Annotated in this window: 25 protein-coding genes; 7 read left to right on the top strand and 18 right to left on the bottom strand. The window is 69.4% G+C overall.

Annotation, left to right across the window (positions count from 1 at the left end):
* Positions 1-85: 85 nt before the first annotated feature.
* The gene (locus KME78_RS50710; RefSeq protein WP_219537198.1) at positions 86-1,213 is read right to left on the bottom strand and encodes a DUF418 domain-containing protein; all 1,128 of its coding nucleotides are present in this window, start codon (positions 1,211-1,213) and stop codon (positions 86-88) included.
* 235 nt (positions 1,214-1,448) lie between these two features.
* On the opposite strand from KME78_RS50710, the gene KME78_RS50705 reads away from it, so the two are divergent.
* Entirely contained in the window at positions 1,449-2,177 is a 729-nt protein-coding gene (locus tag KME78_RS50705) for a GbsR/MarR family transcriptional regulator (RefSeq protein WP_219537197.1), read from the top strand.
* A gap of 9 nt (positions 2,178-2,186) precedes the next feature.
* Here KME78_RS50705 and KME78_RS50700 read toward each other — a convergent pair whose 3' ends face one another.
* Positions 2,187-2,831 (bottom strand): DUF1707 SHOCT-like domain-containing protein, encoded by a 645-nt coding sequence (locus KME78_RS50700; protein WP_246653965.1) that lies wholly within the window; start codon positions 2,829-2,831, stop codon positions 2,187-2,189.
* Between the two features lie 89 nt (positions 2,832-2,920).
* A complete protein-coding gene (locus KME78_RS50695) occupies positions 2,921-3,508 on the bottom strand; it encodes a TetR/AcrR family transcriptional regulator (protein ID WP_372455115.1) in 588 nt (195 codons plus the stop codon).
* Positions 3,509-3,657: 149 nt separating this feature from the next.
* On the opposite strand from KME78_RS50695, the gene KME78_RS50690 reads away from it, so the two are divergent.
* Both KME78_RS50690 and KME78_RS50685 read left to right on the top strand, forming a co-directional pair.
* Positions 3,658-4,506 carry an LLM class flavin-dependent oxidoreductase gene (locus KME78_RS50690; RefSeq protein WP_246653961.1) on the top strand — a complete coding sequence of 283 codons (849 nt, stop codon included), beginning with the start codon at positions 3,658-3,660 and terminating at the stop codon, positions 4,504-4,506.
* Positions 4,507-4,573: 67 nt separating this feature from the next.
* Complete coding sequence (locus KME78_RS50685; RefSeq protein WP_219537194.1) at positions 4,574-5,494, top strand: alpha/beta hydrolase family protein; 921 nt, start codon at positions 4,574-4,576, stop codon at positions 5,492-5,494.
* A gap of 24 nt (positions 5,495-5,518) precedes the next feature.
* On the opposite strand, the gene KME78_RS50680 is transcribed toward KME78_RS50685, so the two are convergent.
* From KME78_RS50680 to KME78_RS50660, 5 genes are all read right to left on the bottom strand, one after another.
* Positions 5,519-5,992 (bottom strand): hypothetical protein, encoded by a 474-nt coding sequence (locus KME78_RS50680; protein ID WP_219537193.1) that lies wholly within the window; start codon positions 5,990-5,992, stop codon positions 5,519-5,521.
* Complete coding sequence (locus KME78_RS50675; protein ID WP_219537192.1) at positions 5,989-6,510, bottom strand: RNA polymerase sigma factor; 522 nt, start codon at positions 6,508-6,510, stop codon at positions 5,989-5,991. Before KME78_RS50675 ends, KME78_RS50680 begins: the two co-directional genes overlap by 4 nt.
* Before the next feature lie 87 nt (positions 6,511-6,597).
* On the bottom strand, positions 6,598-6,993 hold the full coding sequence (locus tag KME78_RS50670; protein ID WP_219537191.1) for a tautomerase family protein: 396 nt from the start codon (positions 6,991-6,993) through the stop codon (positions 6,598-6,600).
* A gap of 18 nt (positions 6,994-7,011) precedes the next feature.
* Positions 7,012-7,575 (bottom strand): TetR/AcrR family transcriptional regulator, encoded by a 564-nt coding sequence (locus KME78_RS50665; RefSeq protein WP_219537190.1) that lies wholly within the window; start codon positions 7,573-7,575, stop codon positions 7,012-7,014.
* A gap of 64 nt (positions 7,576-7,639) precedes the next feature.
* Positions 7,640-8,794, bottom strand: a complete 1,155-nt coding sequence (locus KME78_RS50660) for an FAD-dependent monooxygenase (RefSeq protein WP_219537189.1) — start codon at positions 8,792-8,794, stop codon at positions 7,640-7,642.
* Between the two features lie 181 nt (positions 8,795-8,975).
* Here KME78_RS50660 and KME78_RS50655 point away from each other — a divergent pair, with 181 nt between their 5' ends.
* Positions 8,976-9,371, top strand: a complete 396-nt coding sequence (locus KME78_RS50655) for a YybH family protein (RefSeq protein WP_219537188.1) — start codon at positions 8,976-8,978, stop codon at positions 9,369-9,371.
* Here the strand turns inward: KME78_RS50655 and KME78_RS50650 are convergent.
* Together KME78_RS50650 and KME78_RS50645 are read right to left on the bottom strand one after the other, a co-directional pair.
* Positions 9,355-9,717, bottom strand: coding sequence for a cupin domain-containing protein (locus KME78_RS50650; RefSeq protein WP_219537187.1), 363 nt, complete (start codon positions 9,715-9,717; stop codon positions 9,355-9,357). The genes KME78_RS50655 and KME78_RS50650 overlap by 17 nt on opposite strands.
* Before the next feature lie 11 nt (positions 9,718-9,728).
* Positions 9,729-10,178, bottom strand: a complete 450-nt coding sequence (locus KME78_RS50645; RefSeq protein WP_219537186.1) for a hypothetical protein — start codon at positions 10,176-10,178, stop codon at positions 9,729-9,731.
* Positions 10,179-10,331: 153 nt separating this feature from the next.
* On the opposite strand from KME78_RS50645, the gene KME78_RS50640 reads away from it, so the two are divergent.
* Complete coding sequence (locus KME78_RS50640) at positions 10,332-11,741, top strand: glycosyl hydrolase family 28 protein (RefSeq protein ID WP_219537185.1); 1,410 nt, start codon at positions 10,332-10,334, stop codon at positions 11,739-11,741.
* 144 nt (positions 11,742-11,885) lie between these two features.
* Here the strand turns inward: KME78_RS50640 and KME78_RS50635 are convergent, their stop codons facing one another.
* Complete coding sequence (locus tag KME78_RS50635; protein ID WP_219537184.1) at positions 11,886-12,896, bottom strand: TrmB family transcriptional regulator; 1,011 nt, start codon at positions 12,894-12,896, stop codon at positions 11,886-11,888.
* Between the two features lie 90 nt (positions 12,897-12,986).
* Here KME78_RS50635 and KME78_RS50630 point away from each other — a divergent pair, with 90 nt between their 5' ends.
* Complete coding sequence (locus tag KME78_RS50630; protein ID WP_219537183.1) at positions 12,987-16,307, top strand: S8 family serine peptidase; 3,321 nt, start codon at positions 12,987-12,989, stop codon at positions 16,305-16,307.
* A gap of 51 nt (positions 16,308-16,358) precedes the next feature.
* On the opposite strand, the gene KME78_RS50625 is transcribed toward KME78_RS50630, so the two are convergent.
* Genes KME78_RS50625 through KME78_RS50615 form a run of 3 tightly spaced genes read right to left on the bottom strand, consistent with a single transcriptional unit; the run spans position 16,359 to position 21,047 of the window.
* Positions 16,359-20,495: a DUF8616 domain-containing protein gene (locus KME78_RS50625; protein ID WP_219537182.1), complete on the bottom strand. Its 4,137-nt coding sequence runs from the start codon at positions 20,493-20,495 to the stop codon at positions 16,359-16,361.
* A 36-nt stretch (positions 20,496-20,531) separates the two neighbouring features.
* Entirely contained in the window at positions 20,532-20,828 is a 297-nt protein-coding gene (locus tag KME78_RS50620; protein ID WP_219537181.1) for a hypothetical protein, read from the bottom strand.
* A 39-nt stretch (positions 20,829-20,867) separates the two neighbouring features.
* Positions 20,868-21,047, bottom strand: a complete 180-nt coding sequence (locus tag KME78_RS50615) for a hypothetical protein (RefSeq protein WP_219537180.1) — start codon at positions 21,045-21,047, stop codon at positions 20,868-20,870.
* Positions 21,048-21,109: 62 nt separating this feature from the next.
* Here KME78_RS50615 and KME78_RS50610 point away from each other — a divergent pair, with 62 nt between their 5' ends.
* Positions 21,110-21,811 (top strand): TetR/AcrR family transcriptional regulator, encoded by a 702-nt coding sequence (locus KME78_RS50610; RefSeq protein WP_219537179.1) that lies wholly within the window; start codon positions 21,110-21,112, stop codon positions 21,809-21,811.
* Here the strand turns inward: KME78_RS50610 and KME78_RS50605 are convergent.
* The 4 genes from KME78_RS50605 to KME78_RS50590 form a co-directional block, all read right to left on the bottom strand.
* Positions 21,786-22,274 carry a hypothetical protein gene (locus KME78_RS50605; protein ID WP_219537178.1) on the bottom strand — a complete coding sequence of 163 codons (489 nt, stop codon included), beginning with the start codon at positions 22,272-22,274 and terminating at the stop codon, positions 21,786-21,788. The two genes, KME78_RS50610 and KME78_RS50605, sit on opposite strands and share 26 nt — an antisense overlap.
* A 74-nt stretch (positions 22,275-22,348) precedes the next feature.
* Positions 22,349-23,038: a hypothetical protein gene (locus KME78_RS50600; protein WP_219537177.1), complete on the bottom strand. Its 690-nt coding sequence runs from the start codon at positions 23,036-23,038 to the stop codon at positions 22,349-22,351.
* The gene (locus KME78_RS50595) at positions 23,035-23,586 is read right to left on the bottom strand and encodes an RNA polymerase sigma factor (RefSeq protein ID WP_219537176.1); all 552 of its coding nucleotides are present in this window, start codon (positions 23,584-23,586) and stop codon (positions 23,035-23,037) included. The genes KME78_RS50600 and KME78_RS50595 overlap by 4 nt, the downstream gene beginning before the upstream one ends.
* 91 nt (positions 23,587-23,677) lie before the next feature.
* Positions 23,678-24,934 (bottom strand): phenylacetate--CoA ligase family protein, encoded by a 1,257-nt coding sequence (locus KME78_RS50590; RefSeq protein WP_219537175.1) that lies wholly within the window; start codon positions 24,932-24,934, stop codon positions 23,678-23,680.

Raw genomic sequence — 24,934 nt, 5'->3', positions numbered from 1 at the left:
CATTCTGGCGCTATTTCGACGCCATGACAAGTCGTCGCGTCATCGGTGATGTCATATTGGCGTCATCGCGTGGCAGTCGAGCGGGTCACTCAGCGGTGCGGTACGACAACCTGCGCATCAGCACCTCTGCCGGGCCACGATAGCCCGCGACGCGCATCCACTCGGCGAGCAGGATCGACACCAGCCAGATCCCGATAGCGATGGCGAAGGTGGCGGCGCAGCCCATGTCGTCGCGCAGGTTCAGGGTGAACGGATAGAACAGCACCACCCACACCACGGACTGGAACAGGTAGAAGGTCAGCGACCGCTGCCCCAGCGCCGACAGGGCCGTCGTCAGCCGGCCACGCCGGGCCCTGATCGCGACGAGTCCGACGGCGGCGGCCATGCCGATGCCGCCCGTGTAGCCGGTCAGGTCGTGCGCGATGGCGACCGTCCAGCTGATCGGGGCCGAGGAGGGCGTCCACGCGCCGACCGCCAGCAGGGCCGCGGGCAGCCGGCCGATGACGGACCCGCCGATGAAGATCACGGCGATGCGGCGGAGCAACGGCGTGTGGCGCTCGGGCTCGTCGAGAATCCGGCGCCGGGCGGCCAGGATTCCCACCAGCATGCCGGGCACCACCATGATGGTGGAGATGGCGGTCTCCACCGGCCAGGTCGGAATGCTCGCGACGAGGTGGGCGCCGAAGGTGGGTTCCATGTACTCCGCCATGGTGACGGGCTTCGCCTGTGCGACCACGCTCTGCCAGGCCAGCAGGAGGGTCGCGGGGATGAGTGTCAGGCCGCTGGTCCACCACAGCACCGATTCGCGAGCTCGTACGAGTGGCGCCAACACCAGCAGGGTCAGCCCGTACACCGCGATGATGTCGATCGGCACGAGCAGGACCGTGTTCGCGAAGCCGATGACGATCAGCCAGAAGGCCCTGCGCCGGAGCAGTTTCCGAATCGAGGTCCAGTCGCCGCCCCGGACCTGCTGACGGTGGGCCAGCTGCCCGAGACCGTAGCCGAACAGGAACACGAACATACTGCGGGCTTGGTTGTCGGCCAGCAGGGACTTGACGAACTTCGCGGCCGTGTTGAGCGCGGCCGGCCCGAGATCCCAGTCGCTGACGAACGCCGGCGCGTGCGCCAGGGCGATCAGCAGCAGCATGAAGCCGCGCGCCAAATCGGGCGCCAGCGATCTCGCGGTAAGGCTGGTGGGCGCCGTGATGGTCATGTCACTTCCTTTGCGATAGTACGCGTTCAGCGCACGGCAAAAGCTACTTTGCCTTCACTGCATAGTCAACACAGATGATGCAGTCTAAGGACATTTATGCAGATGAAAGCGCCATATGTTGCAATGAACATGAGATCGAATGCAACATCCGCCCTCCGCATGTTGCAATGAAGTGCTCGCGAACGCAATACTGTTCATCGCACTGGGGATGATGCGGCAACAGGAGGCGACACCAATGCCGGGAGGCAGGCTCACCCATCAGGACCGCCGGCACATCGCCGAAGGGCTGGCCGAAGGACTCACCTACACCGAGATCGCCAGGCGCCTGGAACGGCCGACCTCGACCATCACCCGGGAGGTGATCCGCAACGGTGGCGCCGGCGGCTACCGGCCCGACCAGGCACACCAGGCGACAGAAGGCCGTGCCCGCCGGCGCAGGCCGACCCCGGCCCCGGCACCACCGGTCGCCGGCGAGACACCCGGGCGAGACCCGGAAGCGGTCCACGAACTGGAGGAACAGTTCACCGCGGTGATGACCCAGACAGGGCTGCCGCGCATGACCGCCCGGGTGCTCACCTGCCTGTACACCACCGACAGCGGCAGCCTCACCGCCGCCGAACTCGTCCAGCGTCTCCAGGTCAGCCCGGCATCCATCTCCAAGGCCGTCGGCGAACTCGAACAGCAGGAGCTGATCCGGCGCGAACGCGACCCGCGCCGGCGACGCGACCGGTACGTCATCGACTCCGAGGTCTGGTTCCGAGCCTGGCTGGTCAGTGCCCGGCAGAACGCCAGGCTCGCCGAGTTCGCCCGCGAAGGAGCCGAGGTCCTCGGCGCCGGCACACCCGCCGGCGCCCGGCTACAGGACGCGGGCCAGTTCTTCGAGCACGTCGGTCGCGACATGATCCAGGCAGCCGAGCGCTGGCGGCAGCTCTTCTCCAGCAGCCGGACGACAGACCGCACATAATGCGTGAGGTCAAGATTGGGTGGCGAACGCCCTCCTGGCCGGGCGGCGTGTGGAGCGGACTTTCAGGCGGCCGTAGCCGAGCTTCCCGGTGATCTGCACGTGCAGACTCCCTGGACGCGGGCGACCCGCCGTCTTGCAGATCACCCGGCCCCATTCGGTCTGCATCCCGTCGACGTTCGCCGTCGCGCCGGGGGGCAGGACGATCGTGGCGGAGCCGTACGCGAGCTGGAGGTCGATCTCGATCTCGGAGTGCGCGATGACGGCCTGCGACAGGTCGAGGATCGCGCCGCCGTACTCGGACTCGATCTGGAGCACGCGCGGGACCTGCCAGTCGCCCGTCCGCCTGACGCGCCCGTTGGCGGACCTCAGCCGGACCACCTCGTCAGGGGGCTCGGGCAGGTCGGCGACCGCCCACGCCAGCTCGGCCTGGGTCACGGCGGTGAGAGCCCGTTCGAGCCGCTCTTCCATCTCGGCGAAGCCGAGGCGGCCGTCGGCGTACGCCCGCTGGACGCGCGCGACGACCGGTTCGCGATCGACGTCGTGGAGCCGTCTTGCGGGGTGGGTCATCGGCTGACCGCTCACTTCCACCGCCGCGTGTCCAGCGGACGAGCGCGCGATGCGGGGGAGGTGCTCGACGTGCGGCACGGAATCCATGACACAACTATGGCGCCACAATGGCGCCATCGCAAGGGCCTTATGTGACACCAAGCAGGCCTCAAGTGGCATTCGGAACATAGTTCCGCCTAGTGCGCCCGGCGCAGGCCCGCTATGAGGAGTTCGACCAACCGGCGGGCGTCATAACGGGGATCGCTGTCCGCGCCGATGCAGAGGTTTCCGACGCCGCGCATGAGCTCGTAGGCATCGAGGTCGGAGCGGATCTCGCCGGCGGCGGCCGCGGCGTCGAGCAGTTGGGCGCACACGGGCACGAGCCGGTCGAGGAAGTACGCGTGCAGCGTGTCGAAGCCGGCGCTGTCGGACTGCAGCACGGCGGCGAGTCCGTGCTTGGTGACCAGGAAGTCGACGAAGAGGTTGATCCATCGCCCCAGCGCGGCGTGCGGGGTCGCGGCGCTCGCCAGCAGGGTCGGACCGGCCTCGGCACAGGCCTCGACCTGGTGCCGGTAGACGGCGATGATGAGATCCGCTCGGGTCGGGAAGTGGCGGTAGATCGTGGCCAGCCCGACCCCCGCCCTGGCCGCGATGTCGCGTACCGGCGCTTCGACGCCTGAGGTCACGAAGACCGCCGCGGCGGCGTCGAGCAGCGTCCGCTCGTTGCGCCGCGCGTCGGCCCGCTTGCGCGGGGCCGCGCCCCCCGCACTCCCGTCGCTGTCGATCACCGCACCGTTCCTTCCGTTGCCGAACTTGCCGAGCTTGTCAAACGGAACAACGTTCCTTATCGTAATCGGAACAAGGTTCCCTTTGCTTATGATGCCAGAGGACGCATAGCCCCATGCCCAAAACTCCCCGGACTCGCTTCGGGATCATGACCGCCCCGTCACAGGTCGACTACCAGGACATCGTGCGGGTCTGGCGCGAGGCCGACACGATCCCGGAGATCGAGCACGCGTGGCTGTTCGATCACCTCATGCCGATCTTCGGCGACCCGAACGGACCGACCTACGAAGGCTGGACGCTGCTCTCGGCCCTCGCCCCGCAGACCCGGCGACTGCGGATCGGCGTGCTCGTGACCAGCAACCGCTTCCGACCGCCCGCGATGCTGGCCAAGATCGCCGCGACCGTCGACATCGTCTCCGGCGGACGGCTCGACTTCGGTATCGGCGTCGGCTCACGACCCGGCCACCCGCTGGCCCGGCGTGAGTACGAAGCCCACGGCCTGCCCTTCCACGACACCGCCCACGCCGTGGGAAGCCTCACCGAAGCGTGCACCGTGATCCGGCGGCTGTGGACCGAGACCGAGCCGTTCGACTTCCACGGCACCCACGTCCAGCTCACCGGAGCGTTCTGCAGCCCCAAACCCGTCCAGCGCCCCCATCCGCCGATCATCATCGGCGGGCGCTCGGCCGCGACCCTGCGCGTGGTCGCCGAGCACGCCGACCTCTGGAACATCCCCGGCGGCGACATCGACGACGTCGTCCGCCGCAGCGCACTGCTGGACCGCTACTGCGCCGAGATCGGCCGGGACCCCGCCTCGATCATCCGCTCGATCCATCTGCCGGTCTCCTACGACCAGCCCGGCATCACCCGGGACGCGATCGGCGAAGCGATCGACGCCGGCTTCCGGCACATCGTCCTCGGGCTGACGGCGCCCTACCCCGACGACGTCGCACGGTGGGTCACCGACGAGCTCATCACCACCTCGGCCCAGCGATGACGCCACGGAGCACGACAGCGGCCCGCATCCACGTCAACCGCCACATAGCTGGAAGGAAGACCTTTCAATGAGCGAATCAATCAGTGCGCCCACTCCGGTCATCTCCGTGAAGCCGGTAGTGCTGTCAGCCCCAGGCCGTGGCGAGGATCTGCGGGTACGCGTGTCCGCACCCACGATCGGCGACGAACTGCCGATCATCGTCCTCTCGCACGGCTTCGGCGAGTCGTTGAACGGCTACGGCCCGTTGGTCGACTTCTGGGCCGCGCACGGCTTCGTGGTCATTCAACCCACCCATCTCGACTCAAGGACGTTGAGCCTTCCTCCTGACGATCCCCGTACTCCACAGATCTGGCGTTTCCGAGTCGAGGACCTGAAGCGCGTCCTCGACCAGCTCGATCTCCTTGAGGCTTCCGTTCCCGGCCTCAGCGGGCGCCTCGATCGAAGCCGCATCGCCGTGGCCGGACACTCATGGGGCGGCCAGACGGCGAGCATGCTGCTGGGCGCGCGAGTCCTCGATCCAGAGGGCAAAGCGGGAGAGGACCTGTCCGACTCACGGATCACCGCGGGTGTGCTGCTCGCCGCGCCCGGCCAGGGTGGAGCTGACCTGACTCCGTTCGCGGCCGAGCACTTCCCCTTCATGAACCCGAGCTTCGCGGACATGACCACGCCGACCCTGGTGATCGCGGGGGATCGAGACCAGTCGGCCCTGTCCGTTCGCGGGCCGGACTGGTTTACCGATCCGTACTTCCTGAGTCCCGGCGGGAAGTCCCTGCTGACGCTGTTCGGGGCAGAACACTCACTAGGCGGAATTTCCGGATACAACGTCACAGAGACGACGGATGAGAACCCCGAGCGAGTCGCCCTGATCCAGCAGCTCACCTGGGCTTACCTGCGCCATGCTTTCTATCCCGAAGACCTGAGCTGGCAGGCGGCGCGCTCCGCGTTGACGGAAGCGCCTGATCCGCTGGGGCGGGTTGAGTGCGACTGATGCCCTGACGACCGCATCGACCTGTCACCCGGTCAGTTCTCGCTTGCGGCGCAGCAGGGCGGCGCGCCGGGCATGGGCCCGCACCGCGAGCACGGCGGCCGCGGCCATGAAAACGGCCCCGACCACGACTGCTGGAAGCAGACCGGATCCGCGTTGGGCGGCGATGGTCGCGGTTAGGGCGGTCGTGGCGATCGAAGCGGCCAGGGCGAGCCAGGCGGCGATCACCCGGTCCAGGGCGAACAGCGCGGCCCGTCGCGTGATCGCCCAGCTTCCGTATCCGGCCCACGCCAGGCAGAACAGCGTGAACATGGCGAAAGCGAGCTGGGTACGGCCCGGCAACGGATCAGGTTCGGTGGCCCAGAGCAGGACGACGAAGACAGCCCCGGCCAGCCCGGCCAGCAGGGCCGCGACACCGCGGAGGCGCCGCCACGGGGACAGCGCCCCCGACAGCCGCTCGATCATCTGCTCCGCCGACAGGCGTGGCTCGTCGTCGTTCATCGCTGGAATCCCTTCTCGATCAGGTGCTCACGCAGCAGGCGACGGGCCCGGTTGAGCCGGGACTTGACCGTGCCGACCGGGACGGCGCAGATGTCGGCGCAGTCCTCGAGCGAGAGATCCTCCAGGTAGAACAGCACCAGGATCTCCCGTTCGAGGGCCGGCAGCCCGGACAGTCCGGCGACCAGCTCGGCATGGTCCACCAGCGCGGTGATCGAGTCCTCGGCGATCGGCTCCTGCGGGGCCGGCGTCTCGGCCTCGCCGTACTGTTCGCGCAGCCGGTTGGTCACCGCCCGCCTGGCGATCGTGAACAGCCAAGGGGTGAACCGGCCAGGGTCCTTCAGCCGGGGCAGCCCGCGGATCACGGCCAGCCAGATCTCCTGGGTCACGTCGTCGGCCCTGTCGGCATCCAGCATGCGCCGCACATAACTCCATACCGGCACATGCCAGGCAGCTACCAGCTCGGTGAACGCCGCACGTTCGCCGAGCTGGCAGCGGACCACCAGTAACTCGTCGGTCATCTCGTTCTCCTGTCGCCCGTCACCAAGCACAGTCGGTGAGCGGGGCCGCCAGGTTCACTCATCCGCACCGAGATGCCGCCATCACGCTTACAGGCCGGCCTCCGCGTACTGCGCCACGCCGTTGCCGAACGACCAGTCGAGCGGCTCGTTCTCGGTGATCGTGACGAATACGTTCCGCGGCTCGGTGCCCGCGTACTCCTCGGCGAGATCGGCGATCCTGCGGTAGAGAGCCTGCTTCTGAGCCGCGGTGCGTCCGGAGCGCATGGTGATGGCGACGAACACGAGGTCGTCGTCCCGGTGTACACCGAGGTAGTGGCCGTCATAGCGGAACAGGCGCTGCGTGCCGTCCTGGCTGGTGAGCACCTGGAACAGGTCGTCTTTCGGGATGCCGATGGCGTCGACCAGGGCATCGTGCACGGCCCGGCCCAGGGCCTCCAGCCGCTTCTCGTCTGCGCGGAGCGCGTCAATGCGTACAAAGGGCATCGTTTTTATCCTTTCAGCTCAGTGGGCGTGTCCGGCGAGCAGGCCGAGCGCGCCGTCAACGGCCTGCGCGTACACCTCCGCGTCGCCGGCGGCGCGGGCCAGCACGTATCCCCCCTGCAGCACCGCGACGAGCGCGGTGGCGGTGGCCGCCGGGTCGAGCGCGGTGTCGAGGTCGCCGTCCGCCCGCGCTTCGGTGAGAACCCCGGCGAGCCGGGTGCGCAGCCAGGCGAAGGTGTCCTCGACCGGGCGGCGCAACGTGGGATCGGCCATCACGTCCCGGTCCTGGGTCAGCCGGCCGACCGGGCAGCCGCGGAGAGCCTCCCGCTCCCGGCGCAGGTAAGCGGTGATCCGCTGGAGCGGAGCTCCGGGGCCGGAGAACTCCGCCTCCGCGCGATCGCGCAGCTCCTCGGCGCTGCGGATGATCGCGGCCAGCGCCAGGTCGGGCTTGCCGCGGAAGTGGTGGTACATGCTGCCTTGGCCCGCCCCGGCTCGCTGCTGGATCGCCTTGGGCGAGGTGCCCACGTATCCGTACTCCCACAGCAGCTCGCGGGTGCTCTCGATCAGCCGTTCCCTGGTGTCCACGCCGCTGATCGTACATACTAGTAGGTACAGAACGCAACCCAGCCGCGATCCACCGAAAGCCGTTTCACGAGCGCAGCGACGAGAGGCACCCAAACGCTTGGTCGATCCGGTAGTACAGCCGGGGCGGGATGCGGGAGAGCAGCCGGGAATGCCGCTGGCCGAGCAGCGCGACCACCTGCGACGGCGGCAGATCGATGTAGCGCGAGAGGTTCTCGTACCACTGGGAGCTGTAGCGGGCCGATCTCTGGGTGGGGCGGATCGCGGCCTTGCGCTGCCGCTCGTAGCGGGCGAGGGCGGGCTGGAGGGGCGTGCCCCCGTGCAGCGCGCCGACCAGGAAGGCGGCGTCCCCCAGCGCGAGGGCGGTGCCCGTGCCGATGGAGTAGTGCGTGGTGTGCGCGGCGTCCCCGAGCAGGACGAGGTTGTCGTGGTACCACTTCCGGTTGGTCAGGGTGCGGAAGTTCAGCCAGTGCGCGCTGCCGTCAGGGTGCGCCCGGCCGATCAGCGGGTGCCCGTCCAGCATGTCGACGAAGAGCTTCTCCAGCAGGGACAGGCCGTCGGCCTCGTTCGCCTCGTGGAGCCCGAGCCCCCGCCAGGTCTCGGGGGAGCACTCGATGACGCAGGTGCTGTGGTGCTCGCCGAATCCGTAGCCGTAACACCAGATCCAGCCGTGGGCGGTCTCCACGAAGGCGAAGCTGAAATGGTCGAAGATCTTGGTGGTGCCGAGCCAGGTGTAGACGTTCCGCCCGACCGCGATCTCCGTGCCGAAGTGGTCGGCGTGGCGCTCGCGCAGCGCGCTGTTGACACCGTCGCCGGCGACGACGAGGTCGGCATCGGCCAGCTCGTCCTCGTCGGCGATCTCGTGCTCGAACTCGATGCGCGCGCCAAGGGAGCGGGCCCGCTGGGTGAGGATGCCGAGCAGCTCGTGCCGGCCGATGCCGAAGCCCTCGTCCCCGCTCTCCACCGTCACCGTCGCGCGGTCGCCGACGTGGGCGACCCAGCTGTCCCAGCGGACCGAGCTCTCGAGGATGGCGCGCGCGGATTCGGGGTCGGCGGCGTGCAGGTCATGGAGTAGTTCGTCCCAGTAGGTCACGCCCCAGCCGTACGTCGATCCGGCCGGGTTGCGCTCGTAAACGGTGATGTCATGGGACGGATCCACCAGCTTCATCAGGATCGAGAAGTACAGGCTGGCGGGTCCGCCGCCGACGCAGGCGACTTTCACACGAGCTCCCATTGATGACTTAAGGTAGTCAATACGTCACATAGAGTAGCAGACGTGCGTACGGCGGGACTATCTCCTCCTGCTCCACCACCGGTCACGAGATACCCAAGCCTGCGGACTTGACCCTGTCACCGGCGTCAACGTTTACCCTCGGTCCCCGACCACCGACGAACGGACGCCCATGACCACGGACCGCGCCACCCTCCTCGAGCACGACCAGAGCTTCTTCGACGCCTTGGTTGCGGGCGACCTCGACCGCCTGAAGGAGCTGCTGGCCGACGACTTCATCCTGGTGGGAATCGAGGACGGGGCGGTCGCCGACAAGGGGATCGTGCTCGACCTGGTGGCGTCCGGGTCGCTTCAGTTTCCGCGGATCGATTCATTCCCCGACGAGGCGATTGTCCGGGTCATCGGGAAGGTGGGCATCGTCGTCGGCCGTACCGGGATGAACTTCACGAACCCCGACGGCACCACGTTCAGCGCCGGGAGCCGCTACACCCACGTGTACGCCGCCGATGCCCACGACTCCTGGCACCTCACCTCCGCTCAGGGCACCACGATCAAACCGTCGGAATGAACAGCGCCTCGTACGGCGGGGCGCCGACCCCGGCCGTGACGTGTCCCGTCCCCGTCGTGTCGGCGGCGAGCACCAGATCGCCGGGACCGAAGCGGCGGCGGGTGCCGTCGGTGACCGCCACCTCGATCGTCCCGCGCAGCATCACCACCCACTGCTCCCGCGGCGCCGTGTGCGGGGCGCTGTCGAACTCGGCGCTACGCAGGAACAGCACCCCGCCCGTTGACGGCACACCGCCCACCGCCATGGCCGGCACTCCGTCGGCGACCCGCTGACCGGCGAGCACGATCTCGCCGTCCTCGAACGCCGACCCGCCGTCGTCGGTCCGCGTGATCCTGGTGAAACGCACGCTCTCCCCCATCAGCTCGCCTCGATGAACTGATGGTCGGTACGGATCCTGCCATCGCCGTCCAGGGCCAGGACGTCCAGGCCCCCGCCGACGGCCTCGGCGCCGCGGGCCGACACCATCGACCACCGGACCCCGACCACGTTGGGCAGCAGGAGGAACGCGTCCCCGTGAGCCTGGAAGACGTACTCTCCTGGCGCGACGAACATCTCGTAGGCACGGGTCACCCGGGCGTCCAAGGCGTCGACGCCACGGACTTCCAGGGGCGGCACCGGAAAGGCGAGCTGCTCGGCGGCTTCGCGGATCTCCTGGGGCGGGTCGACCAGGACCTGGATCCCGTCGTGCGCCCATAGCTCGCGGATGAGCGCGCTTCGAGCCGCCGGATCGGGCTCGTTCCACTGGGCGACATAGCGGTCGGCCAGCACTTTCACATCGAGTTCTTTCACATGAAGTTCGTTGCTCATGCGCAGCAGTGTGCTGGCCCGGCCCGCGCCTTGGCGATTCCCCGCAGGGAATCGCGGGGCCAACGCACAATTAACTTCGTCAAGAATTGAATTCCAGCAGGCGCGCATTTACGCTCCAGAGGTCCGATGTCTCCGCATCCCCCGGTGGTGACCATGCCCTCTCGACGATCTCTACTGAAGGCCGGCGGCGTTCTCGCCGCCGCCACACTGGCCCCCGGAACCGTGGGAACCGCGTCGGCGCAGGCCGAGGAACGATCAGCTGACCCGTGGCGCAAGGTGCCGGACATCCTGCGTAAGATCCGACCTCCTCGCTTCCCCCGTCGAAGGTGGGAGATCACCGCCTTCGGTGCCGTAGGTGACGGCACGACCGACTGCACGGCCGCGTTCAAGGCGGCGATCGCCGAATGCCATCGCGCGGGCGGCGGCCGGGTGGTGGTCCCGCCGGGCCGCTTCCTCACCGGCGCCGTCCACCTGCTCAGCAACGTCGAGCTGCACGTGTCCGAGGGCGGCGTGATCGCCTTCAGCACCGATCCGAACGCGTACCTGCCGGTCGTCTTCACCCGGTGGGAGGGTACGGAGTGCTACAACTACAGCCCCTTCATCTACGCCCACGGCCAGCGGAACATCGCGGTCACGGGCAAGGGCACACTCGACGGCCAGGCCAGGCAGGGCCCGTGGGAGAGCTGGTACGCCAACAGCGGCCCCCAGGGCGCCGACCAGCGCGCGCTGCGCAAGATGGGTGACGACGGCGTACCGGTCGAGGAGCGCGTGTTCGGGGCGGGGCACTACCTGCGCCCCGCCATGGTCCAGTTCGTGAAATGTCAGAACATCCTGGTCAGCGACCTCACCATCCTCGAGCCGGCCATGTGGACCGTTAACCCGGTCCTGTCCACGAACGTCACCGTGCGCGGCATCACCGTCGTCAGCACGCTGTACAACACCGACGGCTGCGACCCCGAGGCGTCGTCGTACGTCCACATCCACGACTGCCGGTTCAACACCAACGACGACTGCGTGGCGGTCAAGTCGGGACGTGACGCCGACGGCCGCAGGGTGGGCGTGCCCAGCGAGAACATCGTCGTCCAGGACTGCTCCTTCTCCGGCCGCTGGGGCGGCATCACCGTCGGCAGCGAGATGTCGGGCGGCGTCCGGAACGTCTTCGCCGAGCGGTGCGTGATCAACTCGCCGGACTTCCCCGGCAACTACCCGGTGAAATATCCCGTCTACATCAAGGCCAGCAAGAAACGCGGCGCCTACGTCGAAGGCGTCTACGTACGCGGCTTCACCGGCCAGAACGTGGACCGCGAGGTGATGTTCGTCAACATGGCCTACCAGAGCGGCGAGCAGGGCACGGAGCCGGTGTCCGTACGTGACATCCGCATGGAGCGGACCAGGCTCGACGGCGCCGACGCCGTGCTCAACCTGGTCGGCCTGGAGACCGACCACCTGTCCGGAGTGCGCCTGGAGCACTGCGTGTTCACGAACGTCACCGGCCCGAACACGATCACCTTCACCGACGACCTGACGCTACGGAAGGTGTTCGTGAACGGGGTGGAGCAATAAGGCGGCCCCGCTCCCCAGATCGCGGGGCCGCACGGGAAAGTGGCCACTGCTTCAGGCAGCGGCGCGTCCTACTCAGGCTTCGGAGTCTCCCCCGTTCACGCCGAATCGTAGCGGTTCAACTACTGAGAGTTTCTCTGTTTCGGCCTATACGAGGCCGCGGCGGCTGGCCTGGGCGCCCGCCTGGAAGCGGGTCTCGGCGTTCAGCTGGTCCAGGAGGTGACGCAGGCGGCGGCGGAGACTGCGCGGGCTGGTGCCGAGCTGGCGGGCGATGGCGTCGTCCTTGAGCCCGGCCGCCAGCAGCGTCAGGAGCCGGCGATCCTCGGGGCCGAGCTCCGCCAGGTCCAGCTCCTCGTCGGCGGGCTCCGGCGCCGAGGGCGGCTCCTGCCACAGCTCGGGGCGCACCGGCAACGCCTCCCGCCACAGGCGCTCGAACAGCTCCACCAGGGCCACCACCATGGTGGATCCGCTGATCAGCACGCCACGCGTCAGCGGCGGATCCATGTGCAGCGGCATGACCGCGCGCCACCGATCGACGATCGCCATCTTGAACGGCAGCCGGGGCAGGACCCGCGCCTCCTCTCCCGCCTTGATCAGGCTGCCCACCTCGTCGAGCGCCCCCGCGTGATCGAAGGCCTCCGGCACGTAGATGGTCCGGTAGCGGACGCCGCTGCGTAGCAGGCCGGTCTGCAGCGGGTTGTGGTAGTCCAGCACGTACGGGGGCCGGTCGAAGGTCAGCACCTCCTCCTTGGCCTCCTGCTGCAGCCGGACGTACCACCGGGCCTGCTCCTCAGGGCCCGCCAGTACCTCGAGCTGCCCGCCCTCCTCCGAGTCCTGGCCGACGGTACGGAAGGCCGCCTCCAGTTCGTCGGCCGTGTCGGTGAGCCGGTCCAGCTCGCTCTGCAGGTTGCGTACCAGGGAGCGGATCGAGGTCCCCGGGTTCGTCACCGTCCACCGGGGCGAGCGCCCCCACAGGCGGCTGACCAGGCCCTTGGCGCGGAGCCTGCTCAGCGACGTCTGGATGCGGGCCGCGCTCTCCCCGCTCCTCATGACGAGCTCCTGCACCGTGATGCCGGGGCAGGCCAGCACCCCGCGGTAGACCCGCTCGTCGAACGCGCTGACTCCCACGACCTCCAGCGCCCGGCCGTCCTCAAGCATGCCTATGATCGTGGCCACTTCCGGCAGTTGCCGCAATAGGCCACACCAATCACCTTGTCGCCAAAAGTCACAAACAACTAGAAAGCGGTTGTGCTTCAGAGAACCGCCCTCCTGGGCGTCGCGATAACGGCCCTGTTAGCGGCCGCCACTCCGGCCCAGGCAGCACCGACTCCCGCCCCGTCGGCCCAGTCCGCCACCTCCGTGGAACAGCCCAAGACCATCACCCTCATCAGCGGGGACAAGGTCACCCTCCGCCCGCTTCCCGACAAGCAGACCCAGCTCGACGTCAAGCCCGGCCCCGGCAGGGAGAAGATCACCTTCGTGCACCGCCGGGCCAAGGACGGGCTCAGCATCGTCCCCGTCGACGCGATGCCCCTGCTGGCCGCGGGCCGGTTGGACCCCCGGCTGTTCAACGTCACCCGGCTCGCCGCCCTCGGCTACGACGACGCCACCAGCTCGGCGCTCCCGCTGATCGTGACGTACCCGGACCAGACCGCCGCCGCCACGCTGCGCGTCGCGGGCGGGCGCCCGCTGCCCGCGATCAACGGGATGGCCCAGAGCGAGCCCCGCGCCGCCGCCGGCACGCTCTGGAAGTCCCTGACCGGGCAGGCCAGAGCGGCGGCCGCGCCCGCGAAGATCTGGCTGGACGGCAAGGCCAAGCTCTCCCTCGACGTCAGCGTCCCGCACATCGGCGCCCCCAAGGCCTGGGCGGCCGGCCAGACCGGCAAGGACGTCACGGTCGCGGTGATCGACACCGGCTACGACCCCGACCACCCCGACCTCCAGGGGCTGGTCGCCAAGACCCAGAACTTCACCTCCGAGCCCGACGTCCGCGACCTCAATGGCCACGGCACCCACGTCGCGTCGACGATCGCCGGATCCGGCGCCGCCTCGGGCGGCCGGTACAAGGGCGTCGCCCCGGGCGCCAAGCTGCTGATCGGCAAGGTCTGCCTGCAGAGCGGGGACTGCCCGGACTCGGGCATCATCGAGGCCATGACCTGGGCGGCGGAGAACGGCGCCCGCGTCGCCAACCTCAGCCTCGGGGAGGCCGACACCCCCGGCGACGACCCGGTGGAGCAGGCCGTCAACAGCCTGTCGGAGAAGTACGGCACGCTGTTCGTGATCGCGTCGGGCAACGACGGCCCGCAGTCGGTCGGCTCGCCGAGCACCGCGGACCGCGCGCTGTCGGTCGGCGCCTCCTTCCGCGACGACGACACGGTCGCGCAGTTCAGCAGCACGGGCCCGCGCGCGATTGACGCCGCGGTCAAGCCCGACCTGATCGCGCCCGGCGTGCAGATCGTCGCCGCGCGGGCCGCGGGCACCGCCGCCGGCTCCCCGGTCGACGACTCCTACACGGCGCTGAGCGGCACGTCCATGGCGACGCCGCACGTCGCCGGAGCGGCCGCGATCGTCGCAGGCCAGCACCCGGACTGGAAGGCCGGCCAGATCAAGGCCGCGCTGATGGCCGCCACCGCGCCCGGCGACGAGCTGGGCGCCTACGTCCAGGGCTCCGGCCGCGTGGACGTCGCCCGCGCCGTCACCCAGCAGGTCACGGCCGAGCCCGCCTCGCTGAGCATGGGCGACATCGAGCTGCCCAGCCCCACGCCCAAGGAGCAGACGCTCACCTACCGCAACGACGGCGCCGCCGCCGTCCGGCTGGACCTGAGCGTGATCGCCAAGGATGGCAAGGGCGCGACGGTGACGCCGTTCAAGCTCGGCGCCACCACGGTGGAGGTGCCCGCGCACGGCACCGCCCAGGTCAAGGTGACCGCGCAGCCGGGCCTGACCGGCCTGTTCAGCGGCACGGTCATCGCCAGGAACGCCGACGTCTCCGTACGCACCGGCATCGGCATGCGGGTCGAGCCGGAGAAGCGCGGGCTCAAGCTGCGCTTCACCGGCACGGACGGGCAACCCGCCCAGGCCGCGTTCGCCGGGCTGATCGACCTCGACACCGAGGAGCAGCGCAACTACGACATCTCCGGCGGCGCGCTGGACCTCAGGCTGGAGAAGGGCCACCGCTTCACCGTCGTCAGCCTCATGCGCGACCATGACGGCACCCTGGTGATGGCCTCCGATCCGGAGTTCACCCTCGACGCCGACCGTACCGTCACCGCCGACGCCCGCAAGGCCAAGGCGGTGGACGTACGCACGGAGGAGCCGACCGCCCGGCTGGCCATCGGCATGCTCGGCATGCTCCAGCTCATCGACGGCGGGCAGCCGCTCGGCGTGGACGTTGACCTGGGCGGCATGTGGGGCGCCGACCGCGTCGAGGGCATCAAGGCCATCCCGACGACCCGTACGGCGAGCAAGAAGTTCGCGTTCTACCGCTGGACCCAGTGGGCCAAGCCGAAGGCCGACGGGAGCTACGACGACAGCCCGTACTTCTACCACCTGATGAAGGCCGAGCCGCGCATCCCCGCCGACCCCGGCTACCGCCCGCGCCGTCGCGACCTCGCCGAGGTCAGCTCCACCTATGCCACGCAGAACGACGTCAAGTTCGGTGAGCACTTCGCCCTGCCCGTGCTGTACGGGACGGAGCTGGCCTGGATGCCGTACGGCCAGGTGTCGCGCTTCGCGCTCCCGTTCCACCGGACGGAGTACTACACCCCCGGCGACACCGGCTGGTACCCGTCCTTCATCCAGTACCGGACCCCGCCGGACGGCTGGAACGACACCGACCAGTTCTTCTTCGGCAAGACCACCGTCTACCGCGCCGGCCAGAAGACCGACGACCGGTGGAACACCGGCGTCTTCGCGGCCGCGCTCAACCCCGGCGGCGACTACAGCTGGCGGGAGGAGAACCTGCTGCAGTTCGCGACCGCCCTGTTCGAGGACGGCACGCCCGACCGCGTCTCCTACGGCGAGTACGTCGCCCCGCAGGCCAGGCTCTACCGGGACGGCAAGGAGATCTACGCCGCCGACTACCTGCCCGGCACGATCGAGGTGCCCGCGGAGAAGAAGGAGAGCGAGTACCGGTTCACCATGACGGCCGACCGCGTGCCGGCCCAGACCAAGGTGTCCACCCGGGTCAGCGCCGAGTGGCGGTTCAGGTCGAAGACGCCCGAACCGGGTCGGCGGCAGGTGCTGCCGCTGCTGGCCGTCAAGATCAATCCGGAGCTGGACGACCGCAACCGGGCCGCGGTGGGTCTCATGCGGATCCCGCTGCGCGTCCAGCGTCAGAACGGCTCGCCCGCGCTGAAGCTGCGGACGCTCACCGTGGAGATCTCCTACGACGACGGCCGTACCTGGCTGCCCACGCTGGTGCACCCGTCGGGCCAGGACGCCTGGGCCGCCGAGGCCTGGAACCCGGTCAGCGCGCGCGGCAAGTTCGCCTCGCTACGTGTCAAGGCCACCGACAGCGGCGGCAACGGCTTCGCCGAGACCGTCACCAGGGCCTACCAGGTCAAGTGAGGAAGCGCCCCGCCGTGCTCGACCAGGCGCGGCGGGGCGCTTCCACCAGCGTCAGGGTGGCGCCTGGAACCAGGCCTTGACCGTGTTGTACGCCGCTCCGGAGACGGAGTCGTCCGGCAGGTAGATGCGCAGCTGGCCGCGGCCTCCCAGGTGGCCGAACTCGTCGGAGACCGCGCGCATGTGGCCTTCCGGCGTGACCTGGATCGCCGAATCGGCGGCGATGACGACATGGCCGGTGAGCTTGGCGACCATCGCGGGGTGCTTGCCGTCTCCGATGTGGCAGTTGGCCAGCAGGATGATATCGGTCGGCTTCAGCTTCGGCATGTTCAGAAGGAGAGCCGCCATCTGCTTCGCGTCCAGGTCCTGGCCGCCGATCGAGTTACCCCTCTTCGAGCCGTGCCCATCCACGTAGAGGGCGCCGTCGATGCGCCGCACCTTGCGGGCGGAGGCGACCAGGGCCATGTCGTGCTGGTTATTGAGGTCACGCAGCCAGACACCCGCGTCCGTCTCCTCGACGTGCTGGTCGAGGTGGTGGGCCAGCTCGGGGGTGAGTGGGGGCTTCATCCGCGGCACTCGCAGCGCCGTCGAGTCGGCGCTGTGGCCCTGCGGCACCTGGATGGCGAACACGTGCCGCTCACCGTACGACTCCTGCACGGCCAGCACCTTCAGCCTGACCCCGGATCTGAACAGCGCGTGGGCGGGCTTGCCCGACAGGTCCCCGACGTCGGCGTACTCGCTCGCCCTGATCGTCAGCCGTACGCTGTCGGGCTGGTCGGCCAGCTTCGCGGGGTCGTCGACGCCGTCCAGGATCCCGTGGAAGACGACCTCGTCTCCGGGCCGGACGGCGCTCGGCAACCAGTCGTTGGGGACGCGGGCGGAGACGTGGCCCGACGTGGTCGGCCTGGCGGCGAGTTCGGCGTCCGCCCTGTCGAGGGTCGTCTCGGCCCAGGGAACGAGCGAGGGGTCGTCCGCGCGCCCGACGGCCAGTTCGTTGACCTGGCGCAGGTTGACGCCTTCGAGGAGGTGCGGCAAGGCCGGCACCTGGTTGCCGGGCGGCCGCCACGGCGCCTCCCGGAAGTCGGGGACCAGCGGGGAGGGGTCGTGCAGCGGGCCGAGATCGAGCGGGGCGTGCAGGCCCACGCTGTTGATCACGTCGAGGTGGTCGTAGTAGGCGTTCATGAGGCCGTACCTCTCGAACTCCGGCCGCAGCGCCTCGTACCTGGCGCGCAGCGCGGCGCTGTCGGCGTCCGTGAGCAGCGGCTTGTCCACCCCTCCGAGGTGCTCCATCCGCGGGTTCTCCGACCGCAGCGTTGACGCGCCGTTCTGGATGAGCGAGGCGTACAGCGCGCGCTTGTCCAGTTCGTGCCGGAGCGACGCCGGAACGGCGCGCTCCTCGTCGCTCCAGTGCCATGGGTTGATGCGGTGTTCGTACACGACGGTGGGCGAGGCCCGGTAGTGGCCCTGCACACCGTCCCTGACGGCGTGCGCCGCATGAGCGGTTGCCTCGAACTTGTCCGCCCCGGCGACGAACTCGAACTCGTGGCGCAGCGCCGTGGTTCCGTCGTTGAACGTCACCACCTCCGTGATAGCCCCGGTCAACGACACCATGGTGGTCTCGCGGACGCCGGTGGCGAGGGCGGCGCGGAGCTGTTCACTGCCGTACGTCTGGTAGACGGTGCCATTGTCGGCCCAGTGCACCGCGGGGCCGTCCAGGCCGAGCGCGCGCCGGGCCAGCGCCCCTGCCAACGCGTCGGCGGCGTCCCAGTGGGTCAGCGCCAGCGCCTGCGATCCGTCGCCGAATGTGACGACGCGCCCCAGGTCGGTCTCGCGCGAGGCCACGATGTCATCGAGGTTGTCCACCAGCCGCTGTACGGGATCCACGAGGGGGCGTCCCGCGCCCGGCGGGGTGGTGTCCCTGAGGCCGGCGGCCAGGTCGGCGAGCTGCTCGGCCTGGTCGTTGAGCCGCTGCGTGGTGATCTCGGGCAGCGTCTCGTCGAGACGGGCATCGAAGATGGAGTCGACGCCGACCGCGTTCTCCGCGATCTCCCGCAGGGAGTCGGTGATCCTCTGGTGCGACTCCGCCATGCCCATGCGGACGAAGTCGGCCTTGAGGTCCCGCACGATGATCTGAACCCTGGCGATGTCCTTCGGCGAGAGCGGATTGGCCGCCCATCCCTCCGGGTGGGTGCCCACCTCGCGGAAGAACAACCGGCTCATCAGCTTGGCCACATGAGGCTGGGGCATGAGGGCGGCCTCGCCGGACAGCGCGTCGAGCAAGAGGGGATCATCCCTGAACAGGGCGCCGAGCAGACCGGCCAGGACGCCCTCGCGCGTGGCCACCGTGCCCGGCAGGTTCCAGGCCTGGCCGCTCCAGCTCATGTTGTCCGGATCGCCGTACACCCATTCGAGCATCAGCCCCGTGTCCTGGACCGGATGCGTGGAGGGCATCTTGAGTCCGAGCTCGTCCCCGATCTGGGCGACGAGCATCTTGGCGTCCCTGGCCTGCTTGGTGGGGAAATCGGACAGCATGGCGTACGAGCCGTCGGCGAGCGTGACCCTGGCGCTGTCCGCCCCGGCGGCCTCCCATCCGCCCTTCATTCCTTGCTCGGCCAACTTGCTGAAGTGGTACAGGGATTGCGGCGGGTTGCCCGCCGCCCGGGTCTGGCCCCAGTTGAGCATGCTGTCGATCCGGCTGCGGGGCTCTGAACTCGGTGCGTCGGCGGGCTCGAAGCGCTGCCAGTGGCCCTCCAGCGGGCCGCGATATCCCTGCGCGGAGCCGAACGGCATGCCGTTGTCGGCGGCGAGCACGACCCGGCCGGTACGGTCGGCCAGGTCCTGCAGTAACGCGGCGTCATGACGGGCGTGCGGCCCGAACACCCGCAGCGCGGCGTCCGGCTGGGCCATCAGCCGCCGGTCCTCGCGCAGCACGCCCGCCAGGTCGGCGGCGTCGATGCGAATGTCGCGGCCCGGTACGAGGTCGTGCATGCCTGGAGGCAGGTCGGCGGGCAGCCGGCGGAAGCCACCGACCAGGAAGCCGTCCGAGGTGGCGCGGATGCCCACGTCCACGTGACCGGGCAGCGGCGGGCGGCGGCGCATGTCGCCCGTGACGCTCATGTCGGTGCTTTCCGGGTTGCGGAACCACAGGCCGGACCAGGTCTCCTCCCGGAGATGGCGGGCGACGAACTGCTGACGCTGCGCGGCTGCCTCTCCAGGGCGGAGCACCGGGTCGTGAGCCGAGTCGGCCCCGTGACGCAACCCGGCCAGGTCGGTCGCGTCCCGCCTGCCTGTGTGGAAGGGCTCGGGATCAGGGCTTCGCGGGTCTGGCGGCTGTCGCGGATCCGGCGGCGGGGTGTCAGGGCCACCGCGAGGGTCAGGTTCGGGGCGCGGTGCGCCGTCGCCGTCCGCCCTGCCGAAGTGCGGGTTCCAGCCGGCCCAGTGCGCGTCCGCAGCGCCTACGGCGCCTGAGGTGAAGCCCTTGAGCAGGCGTTCCAGATCGAACGGTTGCCCCTCGAACGCCTGCATGGTCGCGTCGGTCATGCCACCCGCCGTGCCGGAGGCGAGCATGAAGCCCAGCAGCGACCGCGGCGGCGCCAGCCACGTCGCGCCGGTCAGGAACACACCGTTCAGCGCGCCGGTGCCCAGCGAGGCCAGCGCCTGACCCCAGTCGATTCTGTCGCGCCGGCTCTGGCCGGCCTGCACGCCCAGGTCCATCGCGAGCATCAGGCCGCCGAACAGCGCGATGTTGAACAGCAGCCGCCTGGCCAACTGCCTGATGATCACCTTGGTGAAGCGGGCGCGCAACCCCACGACCGCCATTCCGGCGCTCGCCGTGGCCGGGTTCAGGATGACCGGCACCAATGTCCACAGCTGGAAGATCAGGAACCCGATCGACAGCTTGATCAGCCGCTTGGTGTACTGGATCTGCACGCCGAGGTCGTTCAGCGCCACCGCCGTTCGAGCGAGGCGGTTCAGCAGGTCGGCCTCGCTGCCGCTGACCCTGGGCCGGGCATGGCTGACGAAGGTCTGGAGCGCCTCGCCGTCCCAGGTGTCCCGATCGGGAACGGGGAGGCCGATGCCGTCCGCGACGCGGTAGGCCGCGGCCGCCAGCACGTCGGCCAGCGTGAACAGCTTGGACTCATCGCCCTGCGGCCAGTCCATGCCGACGGCCCAGCCGATCCACGGCCGCATCCAGCCAGGTATGTCCCCGTCGAGCAGCACCGCCCGTCAGGTCCCGGGATGCTCTGCGGCCCGGTAGTTGACGGCCGTCGCGCCCGTCCCGTCGCCGACGCCTTCCAACTGCTCGATGTAGTCGTTGAAGGCGTTGATGATGCCGTCGCGCATGCTGGGGAAGTCCTTCTCCATCTGGGCGCCGTACTGGTCGTGCCCCATCGGCCGCCCCGCCGCCACGAACGCCTCACGCACGTCGTGCAAGATGCCCCGGACGCGGTCGGCCTCCTCGGCGGAGGCCTTCCCGTAACGGAGGATTCCCTGCGGCTCCGCCCTGTATCCGGGCACCGTCATGCCTCTTCGCCCCCACGAATCACCTCAGAATCGTACAACTCACCTCTGCTTCTTGGCCGCCGCCCGCCTGAGTTCGTCGAGGATCTCGAACTCCTCGGCGGTGAGGTCGGCCGCCACGCTCAGGGTGCCGTCCGAGGTGTGCAAGGTGAGCGGCTCAGGCCGCTCGTCCTGGTCCGGGAGGACCTCGAAAAGCGGAGGCCGCCGGTCGTCCGCGCTCATGCCTCGAACCTACAGGGCGCGGGCGAAAAGCGTCACGAACATGTTCGTGCTAGGTTGCCCGCATGACCTCCAGCGACCCCGCCCGGACACCCGTCAGCCGCCGGGAGCGGCCGGCGAAGCCCGCGCTGACCAGGCAGGGGATCATCGACGCCGCACTGACGATCCTGCGTGAGGAGGGTCTGGGCAAGGTGACGATGCGGCGCATCGCGACGGCGCTGGACACCGGGCCGGCCTCGTTGTACGTCTATGTCCGCGACACCGAAGATCTGCACGCGCAGATCCTCGACGCGCTGCTGGCGCCGGTCACGGCGGCCTCGCCCGGAGCCGGCTTGTGGCGGGACCGGTTGAAGGCGCTGCTGACCAGCTACCGCGACGTCCTGTTCGCTCATCCGGAGATCGCCCGGATGGCCCTGTCCACGCAGCCCAGCGGCCCCAACTACCTGGCCCTGTGCGACGCGATCGCCGGGCTGCTCAACGAGGGCGGCGTGCCGGACCGGGCGGCGGCGTGGGGCCTGGACCTGCTGTTGCTCTACCCCACCGCGATCGCCGTCGAGCAGAGCAGTCAGAAGTGGGCCACCCTGAAGCTCGATGACCTGACGGCCCTGGCCGCACGGATCACCACCGTGGACGCGGAGCGCTATCCCCATCTCGCCCGGCTCGGCGACGACCTCGTGTCCGGCGAGGGCCCCGACCGAGCCGACTGGGCGCTCGACGTCCTCCTCGACGGCATGCTTACCGCTAGTTCACGCAGTCCTGGGTCTTGAGGCCGAGGGCGAGCTGCTCGACCTTGTTCCGCTGGTTGACGCCGAAGTAGTAGTACGCCTTGGAGTTGCCCGGCACGGTGGCGTACCAGCCGCTCTCCTGCTCCTTGACGTTCGGGTAGGCCTTCTTGACCTGGCTGAGGGTGGAGCCGACGCCGATGTTCTTGGGAGTACGCACCCCACCCTGCCCGAAGATGACGGCGACGCCGCGCTTCTTGGAGATGTAGAGCCCGATCTCGTCCTTGGGGTTGCGGTGGGCCTTGTAGTCCCAGCCGGAGCAGTAGCCGCTCATCTTGAGCACGATCTTGCCGGTGGCCTTGGCCTGCTTGGCCGTCATCCCCAGCTTGACGCCACCGTAGCCGGACGGGCCGAAGGTGCCAGGCGCGGCGGCGGTGGCCCCCGCCGGGCTCGCGATCACCAGCGCCGCGCCCGTGGCCGCCAGCGCCGCCGTCACCAGTCGAGTCATGCGCATCCCCATCGCCCCATTCCGTGAAAAGCTGTTGTTATCCCCCTCTCTGATGTCGCTCGCCGATGAAAAGTTCAGTTTCCGGCCGGCACTTCTACGGGGTCCGCGTTCACGGGCTGGCAGGGCGCGACCGGGCTGCCCGCCTTGGCCAGGTAGGGGAGGAACGCCCAGTCCGTTCCTGGCTGGTTACCCAGTCGGAACTCCAGGACCAGCGTCTCCTCCGGTCGCATGAAACGCGGGGAGATCACGAAGGTGTCCTTGCTGATCGGCGCGGCGACGTCTCGGGAGCGCCAGTTGTCCGGCTTGTCGAACTCCTTGCGCTGCTGTTCGGTCATGTTCTGGGTGTTCGGTGGGTCGTAGGCCAGGTCCGCGCCGACGAAACGGCCACGGGCGCACTGCTTGCCCGCCTCGGTGAACGTCACGTCGGCGGTGATTCCCACGGCCTTGAGCTTGGCCTCCAGTCCGTCGGGGTCCTGCAACTCCTTGATGATCACCTGAATGGTGCCGTCGGAGTTCTTCGTGACCGCGTACGCCGCGTTCGACGGCCCTGAGACCATCGGCGCGGCCACCACCGCGGCCGCCGCGAGACCCGCGACCGCCACCCCCGCCAGCAGGGGGCGACGCAGCGGTGAACGGCCGCGGCGCGGCGCGGGCGGGGTCGCCACGATCTCCGCGAGGAGATCATGGACGCCCTGGCCCATGGCGGGCTCGGCGTAGGCCGCGGCCGGATCGATGGCGGACACCATACGGTCGAGCTTGTTCATCGTGCCTCTCCTCTCAGCGCGGTCATCACAGTGACCTCATCCGTCGTGTCGAGCAGCCGGGCCAGTCGTTTGCGGGCCCGATACAGCCGGAGCCGGGCGGCGGTGCTGCTGCAGCCCAGCACCGTGGCGATCTGCGGGCCGGTCAGCTCCTCCCAGGAGGCCAGCGCGAGCACGTCGCGGTCGGCCTGGTCCAGGGCGGCGAAGGCGGTGCGGACGGCCTCGGTCCGCGGATCGGTGGGTGCCTCGTCCTGGCTGATGGCCAGTTCACCGCGGAGCCGCGAGGCCAGCGCGCTCCTGCGCGACTCGCCGCGCCGGTGATTGGCCAGGACTCGGCGGGCCGCGCCGTACAGCCACAGCACGGTGGCGTCCCCGTCGGGAACGTCGTCCAGCCGCCGCCACGCGGCGAGGAAGGTCTCCGCGATCACGTCGGCGACGTCGTCGACCGAATCGGTACGGCGCAGCGCGTAGCGATAGACGGCCGGATAACAATCGAGGTAGAGCCGCTCGAAACGATCTCGCGTGTCGGGGGGCACGCGTGGATCCTGCACAGGTGTCTCCTTACCGAAGAATGCCGGAACACCTCACTAGGTGTCCGGCATCTCCGCAAGTGTTTCCCGCCCAGGTCCAGCCTGTGACGCGTCAGGGGTGGGGGCGTTCGTCCACCACCTGCAGCACCTTCCCGGTACGAGGATGCAGCACCAGCTCCGACGGCCGCACCCATTCGATCGCCAGCGGATGGACGAGCCCCTCCTCCACGGACTGGGGATACAGCGGCTTGGCCGCGTACACGGCGTCGATGAGCCGCTGGGTCAGCTCCGGCGGCGGCTCCTCGGCGCAGGCCAGCCGGAGCAGCAGGCCGTCCTTGCTGTTCCAGCGGCGCTGCACCATCTGCATGCCCGACATGGCCCGGTCCGGGTCCGCCTCGGCGAGGACCGCGCGGATGGCCTCCGTCGACATCGCCACCGTCTCCACCCTGGCGCCCTCGTCCGACCTGCCGACCAGCCGGAATGCCCGGCAGTCCGTGTCGGTCCACTCCCCCAGGTCGCCGACCGGGTAGCGGATGATCGGCATCAGCGTCCTGAACAGGTTGGTGACGACCACCCGGCCGCGTACGCCGGGCACGGTGATCGGTTCACCGGTGGTGTCGTCGATCAGCTCCACCAGGGTCCGGTCGGGAAACGCCTCGTGCACCCGCACGTCGTCGCCCGGCACCGGGCCGCCGACCAGCCCGGCGTCAACCGACGCGTAGCCGAGTGAGGCGATCCCGGCCCCGGGGAACGCCTTGGCCAGCTGGGGACGCAGGTCGTCGAAGAGCAGGTCGCCGGCGAACAGCAGCAGCTCCACCGAGTCGGCCACCTGCCCGCGGGCGGTCACCGCCGCGGCCACGCTCGCGAGCTTCATCGGCGGGCCCGCCAGCACGTCGACGCCGAAGTAGGCGATCAGGTCGGCGACGGAGTCGTCCGAGGCGTGGCAGGCGATGGGCAGCCGGACGTTCTCCACCGGGGCGTTGTGCAGGGCGTGCTCGATGTAGAGGAAGCCCCCGTACATCTCGCCGGCCGAGAACAGGTTCGCCACCCGGTGCCCCGGCTTCAGCCCGGCCCGGACCATGCCCGCGCCGAACGCGGTCACCGAGTCGGCGTGCTCGGTGCGGGTCCACGGGGAGAACTTCGGCGCGCCGGTGGTGCCGCCGGAGGTGTACACGCCGGCGTCGGTCAGCGGTCCGGTCAGCAGCCGGTTGTCCGGATAGACGTTCGCGGCCCAGAACGCCTTCTGGTCGACGATCGGCAGCAGGGTGAGGTCGCTGACGCCGTCGGGCAGGTCGCGGTACGCCTCCGCGTAGAACGGCGAGTGGCGGCGGGCGAACTCGATCAGGTCACGCAGGGATTTCGCGGGCAT

It is taken from the genome of Nonomuraea guangzhouensis (assembly GCF_019396345.1).
Lineage (GTDB): Bacteria > Actinomycetota > Actinomycetes > Streptosporangiales > Streptosporangiaceae > Nonomuraea > Nonomuraea guangzhouensis.
The sequence above is the reverse complement of the archived record's forward strand: the minus strand, read 5'-3'. Positions and strand labels throughout refer to the sequence as shown.

Bases quoted from the DNA above. Each gene is read 5' to 3' on its own strand.
- KME78_RS50710 (WP_219537198.1), bottom strand. From the start codon at position 1,213: ATGACCATCACGGCGCCCACCAGCCTTACCGCGAGATCGCTGGCGCCC.
- KME78_RS50705 (WP_219537197.1), top strand. From the start codon at position 1,449: ATGCCGGGAGGCAGGCTCACCCATCAGGACCGCCGGCACATCGCCGAA.
- KME78_RS50700 (WP_246653965.1), bottom strand. From the start codon at position 2,831: ATGGATTCCGTGCCGCACGTCGAGCACCTCCCCCGCATCGCGCGCTCG.
- KME78_RS50690 (WP_246653961.1), top strand. From the start codon at position 3,658: ATGACCGCCCCGTCACAGGTCGACTACCAGGACATCGTGCGGGTCTGG.
- KME78_RS50685 (WP_219537194.1), top strand. From the start codon at position 4,574: ATGAGCGAATCAATCAGTGCGCCCACTCCGGTCATCTCCGTGAAGCCG.
- KME78_RS50680 (WP_219537193.1), bottom strand. From the start codon at position 5,992: ATGAACGACGACGAGCCACGCCTGTCGGCGGAGCAGATGATCGAGCGG.
- KME78_RS50675 (WP_219537192.1), bottom strand. From the start codon at position 6,510: ATGACCGACGAGTTACTGGTGGTCCGCTGCCAGCTCGGCGAACGTGCG.
- KME78_RS50670 (WP_219537191.1), bottom strand. From the start codon at position 6,993: ATGCCCTTTGTACGCATTGACGCGCTCCGCGCAGACGAGAAGCGGCTG.
- KME78_RS50655 (WP_219537188.1), top strand. From the start codon at position 8,976: ATGACCACGGACCGCGCCACCCTCCTCGAGCACGACCAGAGCTTCTTC.
- KME78_RS50645 (WP_219537186.1), bottom strand. From the start codon at position 10,178: ATGAGCAACGAACTTCATGTGAAAGAACTCGATGTGAAAGTGCTGGCC.
- KME78_RS50640 (WP_219537185.1), top strand. From the start codon at position 10,332: ATGCCCTCTCGACGATCTCTACTGAAGGCCGGCGGCGTTCTCGCCGCC.
- KME78_RS50635 (WP_219537184.1), bottom strand. From the start codon at position 12,896: ATGCTTGAGGACGGCCGGGCGCTGGAGGTCGTGGGAGTCAGCGCGTTC.
- KME78_RS50625 (WP_219537182.1), bottom strand. From the start codon at position 20,495: ATGCGGCCGTGGATCGGCTGGGCCGTCGGCATGGACTGGCCGCAGGGC.
- KME78_RS50620 (WP_219537181.1), bottom strand. From the start codon at position 20,828: ATGACGGTGCCCGGATACAGGGCGGAGCCGCAGGGAATCCTCCGTTAC.
- KME78_RS50615 (WP_219537180.1), bottom strand. From the start codon at position 21,047: ATGAGCGCGGACGACCGGCGGCCTCCGCTTTTCGAGGTCCTCCCGGAC.
- KME78_RS50610 (WP_219537179.1), top strand. From the start codon at position 21,110: ATGACCTCCAGCGACCCCGCCCGGACACCCGTCAGCCGCCGGGAGCGG.
- KME78_RS50605 (WP_219537178.1), bottom strand. From the start codon at position 22,274: ATGACTCGACTGGTGACGGCGGCGCTGGCGGCCACGGGCGCGGCGCTG.
- KME78_RS50600 (WP_219537177.1), bottom strand. From the start codon at position 23,038: ATGAACAAGCTCGACCGTATGGTGTCCGCCATCGATCCGGCCGCGGCC.
- KME78_RS50590 (WP_219537175.1), bottom strand. From the start codon at position 24,934: ATGCCCGCGAAATCCCTGCGTGACCTGATCGAGTTCGCCCGCCGCCAC.